Source organism: Microbacterium sp. BWT-B31 (assembly GCF_041379855.1).
Lineage (GTDB): Bacteria > Actinomycetota > Actinomycetes > Actinomycetales > Microbacteriaceae > Microbacterium.
Genome location: NZ_JBFECU010000001.1, coordinates 1 through 15958, shown reverse-complemented (window position 1 = coordinate 15958; position 15958 = coordinate 1). Strand labels below are relative to the sequence as shown.

At 65.3% G+C, this 15958-nt stretch carries 12 protein-coding genes and 1 pseudogene; 7 read left to right on the top strand and 6 right to left on the bottom strand.

Features of this window, described 5'->3' with window-relative positions; translation table 11 throughout:
* Positions 1-10 precede the first annotated feature (10 nt).
* Together AB1K54_RS00065 and AB1K54_RS00060 are read right to left on the bottom strand one after the other, a co-directional pair.
* A complete protein-coding gene (locus tag AB1K54_RS00065) occupies positions 11-1759 on the bottom strand; it encodes a thiamine pyrophosphate-binding protein (RefSeq protein WP_371200645.1) in 1749 nt (582 codons plus the stop codon).
* A gap of 7 nt (positions 1760-1766) precedes the next feature.
* On the bottom strand, positions 1767-4355 hold the full coding sequence (locus AB1K54_RS00060; RefSeq protein ID WP_371200643.1) for a CaiB/BaiF CoA transferase family protein: 2589 nt from the start codon (positions 4353-4355) through the stop codon (positions 1767-1769).
* A gap of 137 nt (positions 4356-4492) precedes the next feature.
* Between AB1K54_RS00060 and AB1K54_RS00055 the strand changes: the two genes are divergently transcribed.
* Together AB1K54_RS00055 and AB1K54_RS00050 are read left to right on the top strand one after the other, a co-directional pair.
* Positions 4493-5689 carry a hypothetical protein gene (locus tag AB1K54_RS00055; RefSeq protein ID WP_371200642.1) on the top strand — a complete coding sequence of 399 codons (1197 nt, stop codon included), beginning with the start codon at positions 4493-4495 and terminating at the stop codon, positions 5687-5689.
* A gap of 58 nt (positions 5690-5747) precedes the next feature.
* The gene (locus tag AB1K54_RS00050; protein ID WP_371200641.1) at positions 5748-6191 is read left to right on the top strand and encodes a Zn-ribbon domain-containing OB-fold protein; all 444 of its coding nucleotides are present in this window, start codon (positions 5748-5750) and stop codon (positions 6189-6191) included.
* Here the strand turns inward: AB1K54_RS00050 and AB1K54_RS00045 are convergent.
* The 4 genes from AB1K54_RS00045 to AB1K54_RS00030 all read right to left on the bottom strand — a co-directional run bounded on the left by AB1K54_RS00045 (position 6181) and on the right by AB1K54_RS00030 (position 11718).
* On the bottom strand, positions 6181-6912 hold the full coding sequence (locus AB1K54_RS00045; RefSeq protein ID WP_371200640.1) for an SDR family NAD(P)-dependent oxidoreductase: 732 nt from the start codon (positions 6910-6912) through the stop codon (positions 6181-6183). The two genes, AB1K54_RS00050 and AB1K54_RS00045, sit on opposite strands and share 11 nt — an antisense overlap.
* A 64-nt stretch (positions 6913-6976) precedes the next feature.
* Positions 6977-7900, bottom strand: a complete 924-nt coding sequence (locus AB1K54_RS00040) for a cyclase family protein (protein ID WP_371200638.1) — start codon at positions 7898-7900, stop codon at positions 6977-6979.
* 12 nt (positions 7901-7912) lie between these two features.
* Positions 7913-10219 (bottom strand): CaiB/BaiF CoA transferase family protein, encoded by a 2307-nt coding sequence (locus tag AB1K54_RS00035; RefSeq protein WP_371200637.1) that lies wholly within the window; start codon positions 10217-10219, stop codon positions 7913-7915.
* Positions 10216-11718 carry an FGGY-family carbohydrate kinase gene (locus AB1K54_RS00030; RefSeq protein WP_371200636.1) on the bottom strand — a complete coding sequence of 501 codons (1503 nt, stop codon included), beginning with the start codon at positions 11716-11718 and terminating at the stop codon, positions 10216-10218. Before AB1K54_RS00030 ends, AB1K54_RS00035 begins: the two co-directional genes overlap by 4 nt.
* Before the next feature lie 17 nt (positions 11719-11735).
* Between AB1K54_RS00030 and AB1K54_RS00025 the strand changes: the two genes are divergently transcribed.
* The 5 genes and pseudogenes from AB1K54_RS00025 (at position 11736) to AB1K54_RS00005 (ending at position 15901) form a co-directional block, all read left to right on the top strand.
* Positions 11736-12641 (top strand): enoyl-CoA hydratase/isomerase family protein, encoded by a 906-nt coding sequence (locus AB1K54_RS00025; RefSeq protein ID WP_371200635.1) that lies wholly within the window; start codon positions 11736-11738, stop codon positions 12639-12641.
* Positions 12631-13845 carry a CaiB/BaiF CoA transferase family protein gene (locus AB1K54_RS00020; protein ID WP_371200634.1) on the top strand — a complete coding sequence of 405 codons (1215 nt, stop codon included), beginning with the start codon at positions 12631-12633 and terminating at the stop codon, positions 13843-13845. Before AB1K54_RS00025 ends, AB1K54_RS00020 begins: the two co-directional genes overlap by 11 nt.
* Before the next feature lie 284 nt (positions 13846-14129).
* Positions 14130-14843 (top strand): GntR family transcriptional regulator, encoded by a 714-nt coding sequence (locus AB1K54_RS00015; RefSeq protein ID WP_371200633.1) that lies wholly within the window; start codon positions 14130-14132, stop codon positions 14841-14843.
* Positions 14844-15010: 167 nt separating this feature from the next.
* Positions 15011-15364: pseudogene (locus AB1K54_RS00010) on the top strand (YbhB/YbcL family Raf kinase inhibitor-like protein); the annotation flags it as partial.
* A gap of 24 nt (positions 15365-15388) precedes the next feature.
* Positions 15389-15901 (top strand): MBL fold metallo-hydrolase, encoded by a 513-nt coding sequence (locus AB1K54_RS00005; protein ID WP_371200632.1) that lies wholly within the window; start codon positions 15389-15391, stop codon positions 15899-15901.
* Positions 15902-15958 lie beyond the last annotated feature (57 nt).

The following is a 15958-nucleotide window of genomic DNA, read 5'->3' as shown; positions in this document are numbered from 1 at the left end:
CACGGTGCGATCACGCCTTGCCGGTGAGGAGCGGGTGTGTCCATACGCTGACATCCGGGTCGATCCGAGCGTCGATCAGCCCCGCCTTGCCCGAGGAGAGCACTGTGCGGACGGCGTCTCGGAGCTGCCGCGCCGAGTCGACGCGGAACGCAGCGATGCCGAAGCCGCGCGCGACGGCCGCATAGTCCGTCTCGACGAAATCCACTCCGTTGTACCGCTCGCCGTGGTAGTGGAGCTCTTCCTGGCGGATGTTGCCGTAGCCCTGATCGTTCATTACGACGATGCAGATGCTGAGTCCCTCGCGAACGACGGTCTCCAACTCGCCCATCGTCATGCCGAGTGATCCGTCACCTAGCCACGCGATCACCGGGCGAGTCGGCTCAATCGTCTTCGCCGCGATCGCTCCCGGCAAAGCGAAACCCATGTTGCCGAAGCCCACCGGCTTTATGTAGCGTCCCTGCTTCCTCGCCTCCCACATGTGGGACCAGACACCGGGGTTCCCCGCGTCCACGGCGATGATGGCGTCGTCCGGGGTCGCCGCGCGGAGCGCCGCCGTGAGTGCGATCGGCGACATCGGCGTGGCGGCGGTGTCTTCTTTCTCGACCGCCTCCCAGAAGGTGCGCTTGCTCTCCCGAAGCGAATCCATCCACTCCTTCCGCGAACGATGCGCGTCCGCGAGGCCGGAACGCGCTCCGAGCTCGCTTGTCAGCTGGAGGACGACAGATCTGGCGTCACCAGTGACGGCGGTCGTGATCTTCGGATAGTGGACACCAGTGTTCGCGGCATCGGTGTCGATCTGGATCACCTTCTGCAGCTTCAACTGCCAGCGGCTGGTCGAGACAGCGTTGAGCGAGTTGCCGATCGCGAGGACAAGGTCGGCGTCTTCGATCGCCTCGCGACTGATCGCCGTGCCCATTCGACTGAGCGGTCCGAACACATGCGGATGACCGGACTCGACGGCACCGATCGAGTTGAAGGTCGTGATCACCGGGGCGTTCAGCGCCTCGGCGAGCTCGAGCACGGCCGTCTCGGCGCCCGAGAGCTGCACTCCGTTTCCGATCCACAGCAGCGGACGTTTTGCCGCGAGCACCTCATCCGCGATCGACGCCACGATCGCGGGATCGGCGAGCGTCCGTGCCCCCGGCACCTGTCGCGTGATCGCCTTCCCGGTGAACGGGAAGTCGACGTCCCCCACCGGCACCTTGGATTCCAGCGCACTGCGTTCAAAATCGAGGAGCACCGGACCAGGCAGTCCCGATGTGGCACGGATCGCAGCCTCGTGGATCGCCCGGGGAATCGCACGGGTGTCCGCCACCTGCAGCACCCACTTGGTCAAAGGGCGGAAGAGGGCGAGATGATCGGCGGACTGCGCATCGTCACGTCCGAGGTCGGGAAGCCGGTTGTTGCATGTAATCACGATGACCGGGCTGGAGTCGCGCATCGCGCCCCCGACACCGGTGAGCAGGTTGGTCGCACCGGGACCAGTGGTCGCCAGGCAGACGCCTGGCTGTCCGCTGAGCCTCCCCACCGCATCGGCCATCACGGCCGCCGCACCTTCGTGGCGGGTCGTGATGAAGGAGATGTCGTCCCGGTCGTAGACCGCGTCGTTGATCGCCAGCGTCTGTCCACCGGGAACACCGAAGATCTGCCGTATCCCGAGGCTGCGCAACGCGTCGACCACCAGCTCACCGCCGGTGACCTCGGTCTTCGCGTCCACCGTCTGGATGCCAGCCGCTTCCTTCACGATTTCGCTTGTCATGTTCTCCTCAAATCACTTCGTCCGCGGCAAGCGCCGCGATCTCGTCGTCCGACATCCCGAGCAGTTCGGCATAGACGTACGCGTTGTCTTCGCCGTAGTTCGGCGCACCTCGGCCGATGCGCCCGGCGACCGTCGCGGTCGAACCCGACATTCGCACTGGCAGCTCGGGGATCGGCCAGGTGCCGATCTTCGTTCCAGTGACCTCGGTCATCCAGTTCAGATGGCGAAGCTGCGGATCGCGATCGATACGGTCCTCAGCTGTCTGGCACGCGCCCGCCGGGACGCCTGCTGTCTGCAACGTCTCCATCAGCGCACGCGCATCAGCGGTGGCAGACCAGCTCGTCACCACGCGATCGAGCTCGTCTTGATGGTCCAGACGCGCGGAGAGCGTGGCGAAGCGCGAATCGGATCGCCACTCCGGGTGGCCCGCGACCTCGCAGAGGCTTTCCCATTCAGCATCGGTGAAGCAGGCGATCGCGATCCAGGAGTCCTGCCCCGCGCAGCGGTAGGCACCGTGCGGCGCTGCCTGCTTGTATGGCGACCGGTTGCCGAATCGCTGCCAGGAACGGCCGTTCACCGACGCGTCGAGGTACGCCGTACCACCGAGGAAGAGCCCGGACTCGACCTGCGACGCGTCGATCCACTGGCCATCGCCGGTCTCATTGCGGTGGTAGATGGCTGCGGCGATCGAGAGCCCGAAGCTGTAGGCACCGATCCAGTCAAGATAGGAGTACCCCCACCCCGCCGGCATCGCTGGTGCGGGCAACCCCGACAGCTCCGAGATCCCCGAAAACGCCTGGGCGACCGGGCCAACGGTGCGCATGCGGCCGTATGTTCCGAATGCGCCCATGCCGGACTGCTTCGCGTAGATGATATCCGGCTTGAGTTCGCGCAAGACGTCGTAGCCGAGACCCCACCGCTCGAGAACGCCCGGCGAGAATCCTTCCGCGACGACGTCGCTCATCGAGATAAGGCGTCTGGCGATCTCAAGACCGCGCGGGTCGCGGACGTTGAGCGATATCCCGCGCTTGCCGGAGTTCTTGAGGTGGAACTGACCGCCCATGTTCTGGTAATCGTCACCGTAGTCGGTGGCGCTGATCCCCTCGAGCGGGCCCGTTGCCCGGTCGCGTGCCTCTCGACCGCCTACCGGGGCCATGGCTGTCACCGCCAGACGTGAGTCCGGGTTGCTCTTCCACTCGACCTTGATGCACTCGGCGCCGAGCGCGGTGAGGAAGCGCGTCCCCCCGGCGCTGGCGAGGAACCAGCTGAAGTCGAAGATGCGGATTCCCGCGAGAGGGAACGGATTCTCTTCGCCATCCCCTCCTGCGCTCCTCGGTCCTGAGGGGATCGAGGATCGCGATGCAGAGGGCTTCAGTGCCCCGGCCGCGGGGTGATGCTCATCCAAGCGCGGAGCCCGTGCACCGACGACCCATGCCGTCGTGTCGGACACCCACTTCCCGGTGATGTCGACGTATTTCACGTCGCGCTCGGGGTGCTCGATCTCTGAGAACACGGAACGGACCTTCCAATGCGGATCCGCGATGTTCTCCTCGGGCCGCCGAAGTGGCGCGGCGAGGATGCCTGCATCCTGCGCCTCCTGCCAGGGGACCTCGTCAAATGTGAACTTGGCGAAGAGCCGCTGCAGGGAGTCGTGGCACTTGATCGCGAGGTCCGTCGGAGCGGAGCTTCCCGGGATGTACCGGCCGGTGAGCGCGCCGCCGGTGGGCTCCGCAGCCGCCTCGAAGTCCGCGCGCAAGGGCTGATCGAGACCGTACTTCTCGAGCAGGACGAGGAGGTTGGGAATGCGCTCCTTCGCCACAGGTTGGATGAGCACCCAGCGTCCGTCCTTGGTGTATGCGATGGTCGGCGACTTCGAGACGGCCGCAGCCGCGTGCCGGCTTGTCTGGCGATAGAACGGAATCGCGCGCATGACCCAACTCGCGATGTCGAGTTCCGTGCACTTGGACACCGCGTCGTGGACGGCGCAGTCCAGATGCTGTCCGCGGCCAGTTCGCTGACGTTGAACGAGTGCTGCGACGATCGCGAGGGCGAGCTGCTCACCAGTGATGTGGTAGGCCTGCCACATCTGCGGAGCGATCGGCGGGAGGTCATAGCGCCCATCCGGCGCCGGGTCGTAACCCGAGTTCATCATGGGGCCGCCAAGGGCGAGATGAATGAGATCGGAGCCCTTCCAGTCGCTCCACGGGCCGTCGTCGCCGAAAGGAGTGACTCGTGCAGTGATGAGGCTCGGGGCCGCTGCGCGGAGGTTGTCGAGGCTGACTCCAAGACTGGAGAGATAGCCGCGCTTCGTGGAGTCGACAAGGACATCGCCGTTGGCGGCGAGTTCCCGCAACTGTGCGCGACCGGATGACGTGGTGAGGTCAAGCGCGACGGACTGCTTGGCGCGGTTGTAATGCCAGAAGTACAACGAGCCTTCGGGATCGCGCTCGTCACCGGCGAATGGGCCGATCGAGCGGGTCGAGTTGCCCTCGGGCGGCTCGATCTTGATGACCTCGGCGCCCAGGCCCGCCAGCAGCAGTCCCACATACTCGGCTTGTTCGTCGGCTATCTCGATCACACGGACGCCGGACAGCATCGTCGCAGTCGGCGTCCCTTCGGTAGGTTTTGGCACAGCGGCATAGTAGCATTATTCGTATAGACGTCTGGCTGTATTCGAGAAAATTCTTGTCAGACCATGAAGCAGACAGACATCGGGTCGACCAAGGAGCGCGTATGCCGGGAGTGAAGAGTGACGTTTGCATCGTCGGAGTCGGGACGAGCGATGAGTTCGGCTTCGACCTGGGAAAGTCGCCCCTGCGGCTACAATCGGAAGCCTTCTACGCGGCGCTCGGCGACGCCGGACTGAACGCCGCGGATGTCGATGGATTCATCACCGCCAAGGGTGCCCCGCGTGGTGTCGACTACGAAGAGTTCGCCATCACTCTCGGCCTCGATCTGCGATGGGTCTCCCAATTGTGGGCGCATGGACGCTGGGCCTCGACGACCGTTCTCGAGGCGGCGGGCGTGATCGCCGCCGGCCTGGCCGATGTCGTCGCCATCGCGAACACGTCCGTGTCTGCCCGAGGATACGGCAAGCACCTCGGCGCCCTTGGATCGGGGGCGATTCTCGAGGGACTGCGAGACGTCGGCGGCAGCCACGGGGAGAACGACATACACGGTCTCGACACTCCTGGCGCGGCGACTGCTCTCGTCGCGCGCCGGTACATGGACCGATACGGGGCGACGAGCGACGATCTGGCATCGATCGCGATTGCATTGCGCACGCATGCGTCACGCAATCCGATCGCCGTGATGCGGAACAAGCCGCTCAACAAAGAGGCGTATTACAACGAACCACTGATCGTCGATCCGTTCCGACGGGCCGACTACTGTCTCTCGAGTGAGGGCGCGACCTGCCTCATCCTGACGTCGGCCGAACGTGCGCGAGATCTGTCGGGATCCGCGGTGCGGCTGGCAAGTGGTTCTGGCGTGCGCGTCAGTCGTGACGATTACGTCCTCTTTTCACGTCCCGGACTCGGCGTAGGGATATCCAAGGAGGGCGCATTCCGCGACGATTCATGCCGTGAGGTATACGGGCGCGCGGGCATCGATGCCTCGGACGTCGACGCGTTGTACGTCTACGACTCGTTCACCAGCAACGTGTGGACCACCTTGGAGAGATTCGGATTCACCGATGAGGGCGAAGCGTGGACGTATCTCGCCGATTCGGGCATGGATCTGGGCTCGCCGCTGCCCATCAACACGAATGGCGGTCTGCACTCAGAGGCCCATCTCCTCGGCTACGGGCATCTCATCGAGATGGTCCGCCAGGTGCGGGGCACCGCCGACGAACGCCAGGTCCCAGACGCCGAGGTGGTTCAGTGGGCCACTCCTCGCGGCGATTCGATCATCCTCGCCGGTCGCCCCTGACCCCGCTGCAACAAAGCCTGGAACCCCGATTCACCCCACATCGAAGGACATCACCGTCATGACACTGGACCGCTTCCTCGACACAGATCCCCGCCCGGCGCCGCTCGTGCACCCCGACACGGCTCCGTTCTGGGAGGCGCTCGCCGCGGGGGAGCTCCTCCTCCAGCGATGCGCGTCGTGCGACACCGCCCGCTACCCGCACGCACCCGTCTGCTACGCGTGCGGATCGTTCGAACAGCGATGGGCTCCGGCCGCGGGACCCGCGGGCACGGTCGCCGTCGTCGCCCGCGTTCACCGCGCGACCGGCGAGCGCGTTTGGCAGGCGTACGCCCCTTACTACTCCGGTCTTGTCGACATCGAGGAGGACCTGCGGCTTCCCGCGCGCATCCTGTGCAAGTGCGATGCCATCACCACACCGGGTACTCCCGTGCGCGCGATAGCGCTCGAATCCGCAGATGGCGACGTCGTCCTCGGATTCGCGCACTCCTGCGTCACGCCATGAATTCGCCCGCGTTGATCCGGAGCGTCTGACCGGTGATCCCGGACGCGGCGTTGCTCAGCAGGAACGCCGTCGCCTCGGCCACCTCGGCCGGAGTTGCGAAGCGCCGAAGGGGGATCTGGTGACGGCGCGCTTGCCCCGCGGAGCTCTCGATCACAGCGCGACCCATCCGAGTGGCGACGGTGCCTGGGGAGACGACATTGACTCGCACTCCTGCCGGGCCGAACTCGGCGGCGAGGGAACGACTCAGCGTTACGACTCCCGCCTTTGCGGACGCGTAGACGGCTGCGTCGGCGGCTCCCGTATCGGCCAGTCGCGTGGACACGTTCACGATAGATCCGCGTCCGGCCTCCACCATTCCAGGCAGTACTGCACGGCACGCGGAGACTACGGAGAGGAGATCGACGGCGATCACCTCACGCCACGTGCTGTCCGGCGTCTCGAGAAAGCCGCCGTTCGCCATCACGGCAGCGCTGTTGACCAGACCGTCGACAGTGCCCAGATCGCGGCTCACCGCTTCGGTCAGGTCCGCAATCGCTGCCTCGTCCGTGATATCGACCGCGTACGCCCTCCCCACGCCACCCTGGGCCCCGATCGAGTTGACGATCGCCTCGCCGACCGGCCCGACGGACCGGCCGACGACGGCGACCGAGGCGCCACGGGCAGCACACATCGCCGCGACTTCTGAGCCGATGCCTCCGGTGCCTCCCAGGACGATGACCACACGACCTCGGAGTGACAGTTCACCCCAATCCGCCTGGACCCCTCGCATTGTCATCGCCCAGCCATCAGAAGATGCACAACGGATTCACCGGCGAGCCCGTGGCCTTGGGGATGCGCAGCGGCGCGACGACGAAGAAGAACTCCCAGCGCAATTCCTCAGCGCACGCGGCCGAGAGGTCTTCGACGGCGATGTTGTCGATGAGCACGAGACCCATACGCGCGAGGCCGACCGAATGCAACGGATGCGTGTACTTCTCGTCACCGGACGGGAGCCGTTCGAAGCAATCGCCGCCGAACGTCGCCGCACTGCGCTCATGCAGCCAGGCGATGCAATCGCGACCGAGGCCCGACCGCACGTCGTGGGGCATCGGTCCTGTCACTCGCTCCCGCGCCTCGAGCCCGGTGCGCACGATGACTGCATCACCAGCGTCGACACGGACTCCGGCCCATTCTTCTGCCCGCTCCAGGTCGGCGACGTTCACCTCTGCACCGCGTTCGAGAAAGTCGACCCCCCGACTCGCGGGGATGTCGAGAAGCACGCCGCGTGTGGCGATCCCCTCGGCGAGCGGGAGTACAGAGCCGAAGGCGAGTCCGTCTCGGGTGATCACCTGACTGAACGGCCGCTCGTTATAAACCGTTCCGTCCATCGAGACGTGACCGAGCGCGTCGATGTGGGTGATCTCCGAGCCGTGCGGCTCGATCATGATCGCGTCGCACGCACTGGTCCCGTTCTCACGGTAGAGCATGCGATGCCACCCTGGGCGCGGCTTGGCTGGCGTCGCTTCCATCACGAATGGATGGCTCGCCGCCACCGTACGGCCGGTCTTGACGAGTCGAGCGGCGCGCAGTGTGTGCTCCGCGGTGATGAAGTTGAGCGTCCCCTTCTCGTCATCCTCGCCCCATCGGCCCGTATTGGACAACGCCGCTCCAAGCTCCGGGACGGACCGCGCCTCAGCCGACACCGCTCCTGACGCTTTCGAATCACTCATCGTCGCGTCTCCTCACTCCTGCCATCCGGGAGGCGGCGTCCAATTCCCCGTCGTCGAGGCCGAGAACTGGACAGGGAAACCTGACACGTGCACTGTGCGTCCGTGTCCCGCCGGCAACGCGCGCAGCATGTGGTTCAGCGTCGCCTGCGGATGAACGAACGCCTCCTCCAGGGTGAGCACCGTGCTGCCGGGGAGCCCGCGCTCGAGGAAGATGTCGCTCCATTCCTGCGCAGTCTTCGACCGGAACAGAGCCTCAACCACGATCTCGAGCTCGTCCGCATTCCTCGTGCGGTCCGCATCCTCGGCGAATCGGGCGTCCGTGGCCAGCTCCGGTCGACCGGCACCTTCACAGAAGCCGACCCAGAACTGCTCGGTGATCCCCGCCGCGAACCATCGTCCGTCCGCCGTCGGATACACGCCGTACGGACGTGCGCCGCTGCCGCCGGCGCGCGGCGCGGGTCCGAACTCCATGCCGACGTCAAGCGTCTGCGGAATCCGGTACGTGTGCAGTGCCGCCTGGATGTCGAAGAGCGACAGGTCGATGTGTCGAGAAGTGCGACCTCGGCTGACGTCGCGTAGCGCCGCCAGCACTGCGATCGCGCCGTACAGCCCACCCGCAAGTCCCCCGACCGGGTGTCCCCATCGCACCGGTTCATCGTCAGCCCCCCCGTTCCCGGTGATACTCATCGACCCCGAGAGCGCCTGGAGCGTCACATCGTATGCCGCAGCCGCGGCCCAAGGCCCCGTTGAGCCGAACCCGGTCGCCGAACACGTGACGAGGTCGGGACGTCGAGCGATGAGGTCCTCTCTGTTGATCTTGAGACGGTCCTTGACCCCCGGACGAAAGTTGTCGTACAGGATGTCGACATCGGCGACCATGTCGAGAAAGCGTGCGCGGTCCTCATCGGACTTGAGATTGAGCGTGATCCCGCGCTTTCCTCGATGCATACCCCAGCGGAAGGCGTCGGTGAGGTCGAACTCGTCTGCCGGCGCCGCGTCGTCCCGTGTGCGAACGGGCTCCGGACGCTCGATCAGCAGGACATCGGCGCCGAGATCCGCGAGGATCTGCCCGGCGAGCGTCTTGCTCGGCTCGTTGCCGTCCATCTCGATGACCCTGGTCCCCTCGAGCGGCTTGTTGGTGGTCGCTCCTTGACCGAGGGAGCGGTGGGCCAGAGTCTCCCGATCGCCCCATCCGACGGAATCCAGGTCGCCGATCCGGATCGGCGGATGCAGGGACGACTGGAAGCCCATCGGATCCGCCGCGACATGACCGACGCGACCCGCGTCATCGACGATCTCCACGACCATTCCGCGCGCCACGAGTTGCGGGTGACGGAGAGTCTCACGGATCGTGTTCACCTTCCCGGCGGGAGCGCCGGCGGCGATGAACGCGGCTTCCCACTCGTCGCTTGTCCTCGTGGCGATGATCTCGGTCATCCGCACGTGGAGTGCATCGGCGTTCCTGTTGCGGGTGTGTTCCGTCTCGAAGCGAGGGTCCTCGAGGAGGTCCTGCGCACCCATGACATTGCAGGCCGCGATCCAGTGAGGCTTCGCGAAGCCAACGGCGATCCATCGTCCGTCCGAACAACGGTAGGGCCCATACGGGTTGGTCCCCGCACCGCCCATGTGCTGCAGCGAGCGGGACGACAGGCCCGCGTCCAAGGACTGCGGAAGACGGTAGGTGCTGATCGCAAGAAGACAGTCCAGCATGGACACGCTGACGCGCTGCCCCACGCCGTGGTCGTCGCGCACTCGCAGCGCGGCGAGGAGGCCGATCGTGGCGAAAAGGCCGGCGGCGAGGTCACCGAAAGGCACACCCCACCGCACCGGCGGCTTCGCGGGATCGTCATAAGGGCCGGTGATGTCGATCGAACCGCTTGCGGCTTGGGCGATGAGATCGAAGGATGCCGCCCTGGCATACGGCCCTGTGAGCCCCCAGCCCGTGATGTCGCACGCGATGATCCTCGGGTTCGCGGCGGTGAGCGCATCGTACCCGAGGCCGAGGCGCTCCATCGATCCGGGACGGAAGTTGTTGATGACGATGTCGGCGCGCGACACGAGATCGAGGACGGTCGCGACACCGGCCGGGTCGGATAGGTCGACTTCGAGTTCCCTCTTGCCGCGGTTCGTGGCCCAGTCGAAGGCTTCGGTGGCCGTGAGGGGGCCCGATCCGGAGGCGCCTTCGCCAGGCTTCACGATGCGGAGGACGTCCGCGCCTAGGTCGGCCAGCAGCGCCCCCGCGAACGGACCGGACAGGAAACGCGTGAGGTCGACAACGCGAATGTCGTCGAGCGGTCCCACCCCCGTGCCGGCGCTCACGCGGTCACCTCGGCGTTCAGCCGGCGACCGCGGCTCCACGTGCGATATGCGTTGTCGTACTTCAGAACCGCGGCCCCGTCCGGGATGACCGCCTCAGCCCGACCCACCATCGCCTGTGCCGCATCCTGCACTGAGGCGAACGTACCTCCGCACACGGCGGCAAGGATCGCAGACCCCGTGGTCGTCGCCTGCGTGGTCGCCAGCGGTATGACCTTGCGGTCCCATGCAGCGGCTCTCAATTGCATCGTCTGTCTCCTTCGACTTACTCCACCTGAAACGTGTACCGATGTCACAGGGAAGCCCAGGTCACCCAGGGCCTCCAGACCTTCGCGTAGCAAGAACGCACAGCCCTCTTCCGCGGCATGAAGCAGATGCGCCGGCCCATGGTGAGCGCGCAACCCCGCAATCATCGCATCAGCGTCTCCTCGCCAATGCGGGAATCGCTCCCCCGTGAGAGAGGGGTAGAAGCGCACGCCGTCCGACCCGGGCGCGAGCGTCGCCGCCTGGGAGCCCAATCGATCGAACGCCTCTTCCACCGCGGGGAATCCGAGGAGGCGGCAGAGCCAGGCAATGGCGCCGCCGGTCATCCCCGTGGGTCCGCCGATGGTCCACATGCCGGGGAGCAGATAAGCGTTGAGGAGGCTTCGGCCGGTCCGGTCGACGACGGGACGATCGACCGCGTGCAGAAGCACGTCCGTCGTTCCCGCGATGTCTACGGTCGTTCCTACTTCCACGAGCCCCGCGCCCAGAGCCCCGACAGAGCCGTCCGGGCCACCGACCGCGACCACGATGCCCTCTCGCAGGCCGGTCGCGACCGACGCGACCGCGGTGATCGCGCCTACAGATTCGGCGGCACCGAGCACAGGGGGAAGTCGGTGGATCGGAACGTGAGCCGCGTCCGAGAGAGCCTCCGACCACTTCCGAAGAACAACGTCAAAGAGGAGCGAGTACGAGGCGCTGGTCGCGTCCGTGACCACATTTCCGGTCAATCGCGCGTTGATGGCGTCCTTGACCGTGACGATCCACCGCGTACGGGACCAGCCGTCCTTGGTGGTATCGGAAAACCACAACGCGCAGGCCGCAGCGTGCTCCGGCGCGGGACGCCGACCGGCGACGGCGATCGCCTCGGCGCCGAGATCGACGGCGAGCGCTTCGGCGAAGGAAGCAGCACGACGGTCCTGCCAACTGAGGACGGGACCGACTGGCCTCAAGGCCTCATCGAGAAACACCGTACCGAGCTGTGCGGCGACGGCGACGGCATCCGGCTGACCCGCAATGGCGACGACATCGGCGATGGCGGTGGACAGTCGCGCCCAAAGTTGCTCCAGATCGAAGTCACCGTCTGGCGAGTCCTGCCCTCCGCCGGTGACGACGTGAGCGACAACCGACCCGTCGCGGGCGACCATGGAGACTCGCGCTGAGGATGTGCCCACATCGACGGCCAAGATCCTGCCCGAGGAGTCCGCGTTGACGAACGCGTCGGCCATGGTGCTGCTCACCGCTCTCCTCTGGGCTGATGGATACGCTGGGCGAGGATGACCCTGGCCAAGTTCGTATAGACATCTGTATGATAACGAGGACGCCCACACTTCACAAGAAGCGTAGAGACCGGCGACCAGATACGAAGGGAAGCGGCACAGTGACATCTTCACTCGTCACATACGAGCAACGTGACGGGATCGGCTACATCACCTTTAGACGACCCGAAGTACTCAACGCATTCAACGACGATGCACTCAAGCAGCTTCGCGAAGCACTCGAACAATTCGACCAGGACGACGACGCCCAGGTCGGCATCTTGAACGGGTCGGGCGACCACTTCTCGAGTGGGGCAGACATCAAGCAGCGCCAGTTGCGTCCGACCGGCGAAATGGCAAAGATGGCAAGCCCCCAGGCGCGAGGTGCGTACTGGGAGGACCTGCTGCAGCGATTCGCGTTCTGGAAGCCCATGATCGCGGCGGTGCACGGATATACGATCGGCGGCGCTTTCCACCTAGCGCTGATGTGCGAGATGATCGTCGCCGACGAGACGACAACGTTCCGCGTCCCCGAACTCCCTCGCGGACTGTGGGTCGCGAACTTCTTCAACCACCTCGCATTCCGTTCCGGCGCCGGCTGGGCAACTGACGTCTGCCTCACGGGTCGCTTCTTCACCGCAGAAGAGGCGTACGAGCGCGGTGTCGCCAACAGGCTCACTCCGAAGGGCGAGCACCTGGCCGTGGCCGAGGAGCTCGCGCGCCTCATGATGGAGAACCCACCGCTGGCCACCCGAGAGTTCGTGCAGATCCGACGACTCAAGATGGAAGAACTCGAGTACTGGTCGCGCCTCGCCCGACGTCGCGACTTGCATCTGACCGAGGACTTCCAGGAGAGCGCACGCGCGTTCGCTGAGAAGCGGAAGCCGAACTTCAATGCCCGCTGAGACCAACACCCCGCTACCACTTGTCGGAGTCCGCGTCCTCGACTTGTCGCGCTATCAGGCCGGACCGAAGGCGGCGATGATGCTCGCCGACCTCGGTGCCGAAGTTGTCCGTGTCGAGAGCCCGTCGGGCGAGCGCGACGGTGGTTTCGCCGGGCCCATGCAGGATGGGTTCAGCATCTACTACGCCGTGTACAACCGGAACAAGAAGAGCATCGGCCTAAACATGCGTGCACCGGAGGGGCAGCAGCTCCTCCGCGAACTCGTGGCACACTTCGACGTGATCATCGAGAACTTCCGACCCGGCCTGCTCGACAAACTCGGCTTCTCGTTCGAAGAGCTTCAGAAGCTCAACGAGAAGATCGTGCTGGTATCGATCTCCGGATACGGGGTCGATGGCCCGGACGCACACCGGACCGCGTTCTGCAACGTCGCGCTGGCAGGATCGGGATACCTAGCCGTGAGTGGCGAGCCGTTCAGCCAGGTGCACCACACCGGCGTGTCCATCGCCGACCGACTTGCCGGTGTCCACGCTGCCGTCGGCGCCGTCGCAGCAATCGCCGGACGAGCTATGACCGGGTGCGGCAGCCACGTCGACGTGTCCTTGCTCGATGCCGCGCTATCGATGATCGAGTTTCCGCTCGCGACGTTCCTCAGCACGGGGGCGCGTCCTCCTGTCAACGGGCCCACCAGACGAGCGGGTTCCTCTCCTAATCACATCTTCCACGCGAAAGACGGGCTCGTTCTCATCAACGCGCCCAAGCAGGACCAGTGGGAACGGCTGCTCGCCACGATGGACCGCGCGGACCTCGCCGATGACCCTCGCTTCTCGTCACCGCTGCAACGACAGACAGAAGAGGCCAGGGTCGGCATCGAGGGGCTTATCGACGAGTGGATCCGCGATCTCACGGTCGAGGAGGCCCAGGAGATCCTGATCGGTGCCGATGTGCCGGCCTCGGTCGTGAATGAGATCGATGCTGTCGCGTCGAACAAGCAGCTTCACCACCGGAACATGATCGTCGAGGTCGAGAATCCGGTCAGCGGAGCGCCACTCTATGTGACCGGAAACCCCGTCAAGATCATCGGCGCAGAGGACCAGATCGCGTCCCCCGCAGTGCTCGGTGCGCACAACGACGAGATCTACGGTGGGTTGCTCGGATACGACGAGGACAAGCTTGAGGATCTGCACGCGCGCGGGATCATCTGACCTCTACGCGCCTACACAGAGGTGATGACGTTGCGGTCGTTTCCGGAAGCGGAAGCGCGAGCCGCAGAGCGTCAAGAGTATGGCGTCAGCGTAGGTCGATAGCGTCGAAGACACCCGAATCGGATAGACTAGACGTCTATAAATCCATCAACGAGTGTAGGGCGGGGCGGTCGCCGGACCAGACGTGGGATGTCAGCCAGAGCCGGAATCGCGGCCTGATCGTGTGGCGGGTCACCACGCGAGGGTGTATGCAGTTTGATCAGTGCCGGCAGGAGGGATGCGCGATGGCGAAGAGTGCTCTTTACCATCGGATTCAAGGCGATATCTCGGCGTCGATCGCGTCCGGTGAATATGCTCCGGGGGAACGCATCCCGAGCGAGTCCGCACTGGCGGACCGGTACGGCGTCACTCGGATGACCGTCCGGCAGGCGATCAGCGGACTCATCACGAAGGGCCTGGTCACGCGAAAGCAGGGCTCGGGCACCTACGTGCTGCGCACCCGGCAGCCAGCGCGGGCGCTGAATCAGCTCACTGGATTCACTGAGGACATGACGGAGCAGGGCTATCGACCGACGTCACGTCAGCTCTCGAACACCGAGGAGGAAGCGCCCGAACACGTGCAGGAGTGGCTCGAGCTGAACAACGGTGCCCACGTGATCAGGCTCGAGCGTGTGCGGTTCCTCGACGAGACGCCGACAGCGCTCCACCTCGTATGGCTCCCTCTGTGGCTCGCTCCGGATCTCGTGCGGCGCTCGATGGACAACGTTTCGCTATACCAGACGCTCGAGGATGAGTTCGGCATCCGACTCAGTACGGCCAGCCAGCGCATCAGCGCCGTCCGCGCGTCCGCCCACGAGGCTGAGGTTCTGAAGGTCGAGGTGGGCTCCCCTCTGCTCTACACCGAGAAGATCACGCGGGACGAGAACAACCAGCCGGTGGAATTCGTTCAATCCTGGGCCACGCCGGAGTTGCCGATCTGGGTGGAACTGCAGCGCTGAGGACCGCTCATGAAAACCCTCACGGTGTCCAGCCCCGACATTCCTGACAACTCCGTCATCGGCATCCAGTTCTCCCCGGATGGCGACAATCGAGCGCCGCGCATTGAGTTCTCGGGCGTTCCGGATGCAGTCAAACTGGCCGTCATCTGCCATAACCCGACGCGCCGGGTCCTCAAGGCTTCACGCACTGGGTGGCGTACGGCATCCGATCCGCGACTCGGACCCTCGACACATCAGCACAAGGCGTGCGCCTCGGACCTAACGGGCTGCGGGCCGCGCGGTGGTTCGGCGAACAGCCTCCGAGGGGCGATGGACTTCACCACTACTACTTCTGGGTATACGCGCTGCGCCGACCCGCCGAGGGAACGCCCACTCGCGAGGAGTTCCTCAAGCGCTACTCGGACGCCATGCTCGCGAAGGCCAGTTTCGTTGCACCTACAGCCGGCGAGTCCGGCAGAGCCGTCGCAGACCGTGATGCCACCCGAAGCAAAGTCCAGGAGGAGCATGTCGACGGAATCTGATCCCCTCTCGATCCGAAGACGGCCGTGGAAGCCCTGAGCGCGGCACAGAAGTCCGCATATTACGCAGGAACAGTTCCACCCGCGGAGCAGATCCGTGATGGCATCTACGTGATTCCGCTCCCGATGACAGGGTCCTCCCTGCCCTTCTCGCTTTGCTATGCGATCGAGGACAGCCGCGGCGAGGTCCATCTCGTCGACTCAGGCGTCGACACAGACGCCGCCTGGCAGGCGTTCGAGTCCGGGCTGGCGGAATACGGACATCAGATCGATGACGTGGCCTCGCTGACGGCAACACACATGCACCACGACCACTTTGGCCTCGCATCCCGATTGCGCCGCTCGTCGGGAGCTCAGATCCGAATGCACCAGCGTGATGCTTATGTCCAAGCTTGGTTACGGGAGGAATTGGACGAGATGCTCGTCACGTGGGGTGTGCCGGCACCGGTGCGCACCCAACTGGCCCCAGCGTTAGCCTCGATCTTTCATCGGGCCGTTGATCGGGGGTGTTCGGCGTCGTTGCCGGGGGTGTGGTGCTGATTCTGCTGTGAGGGTACGACAATGGCCGCGTGGCGCTGCGGTGGCGGGTCTCCGGTC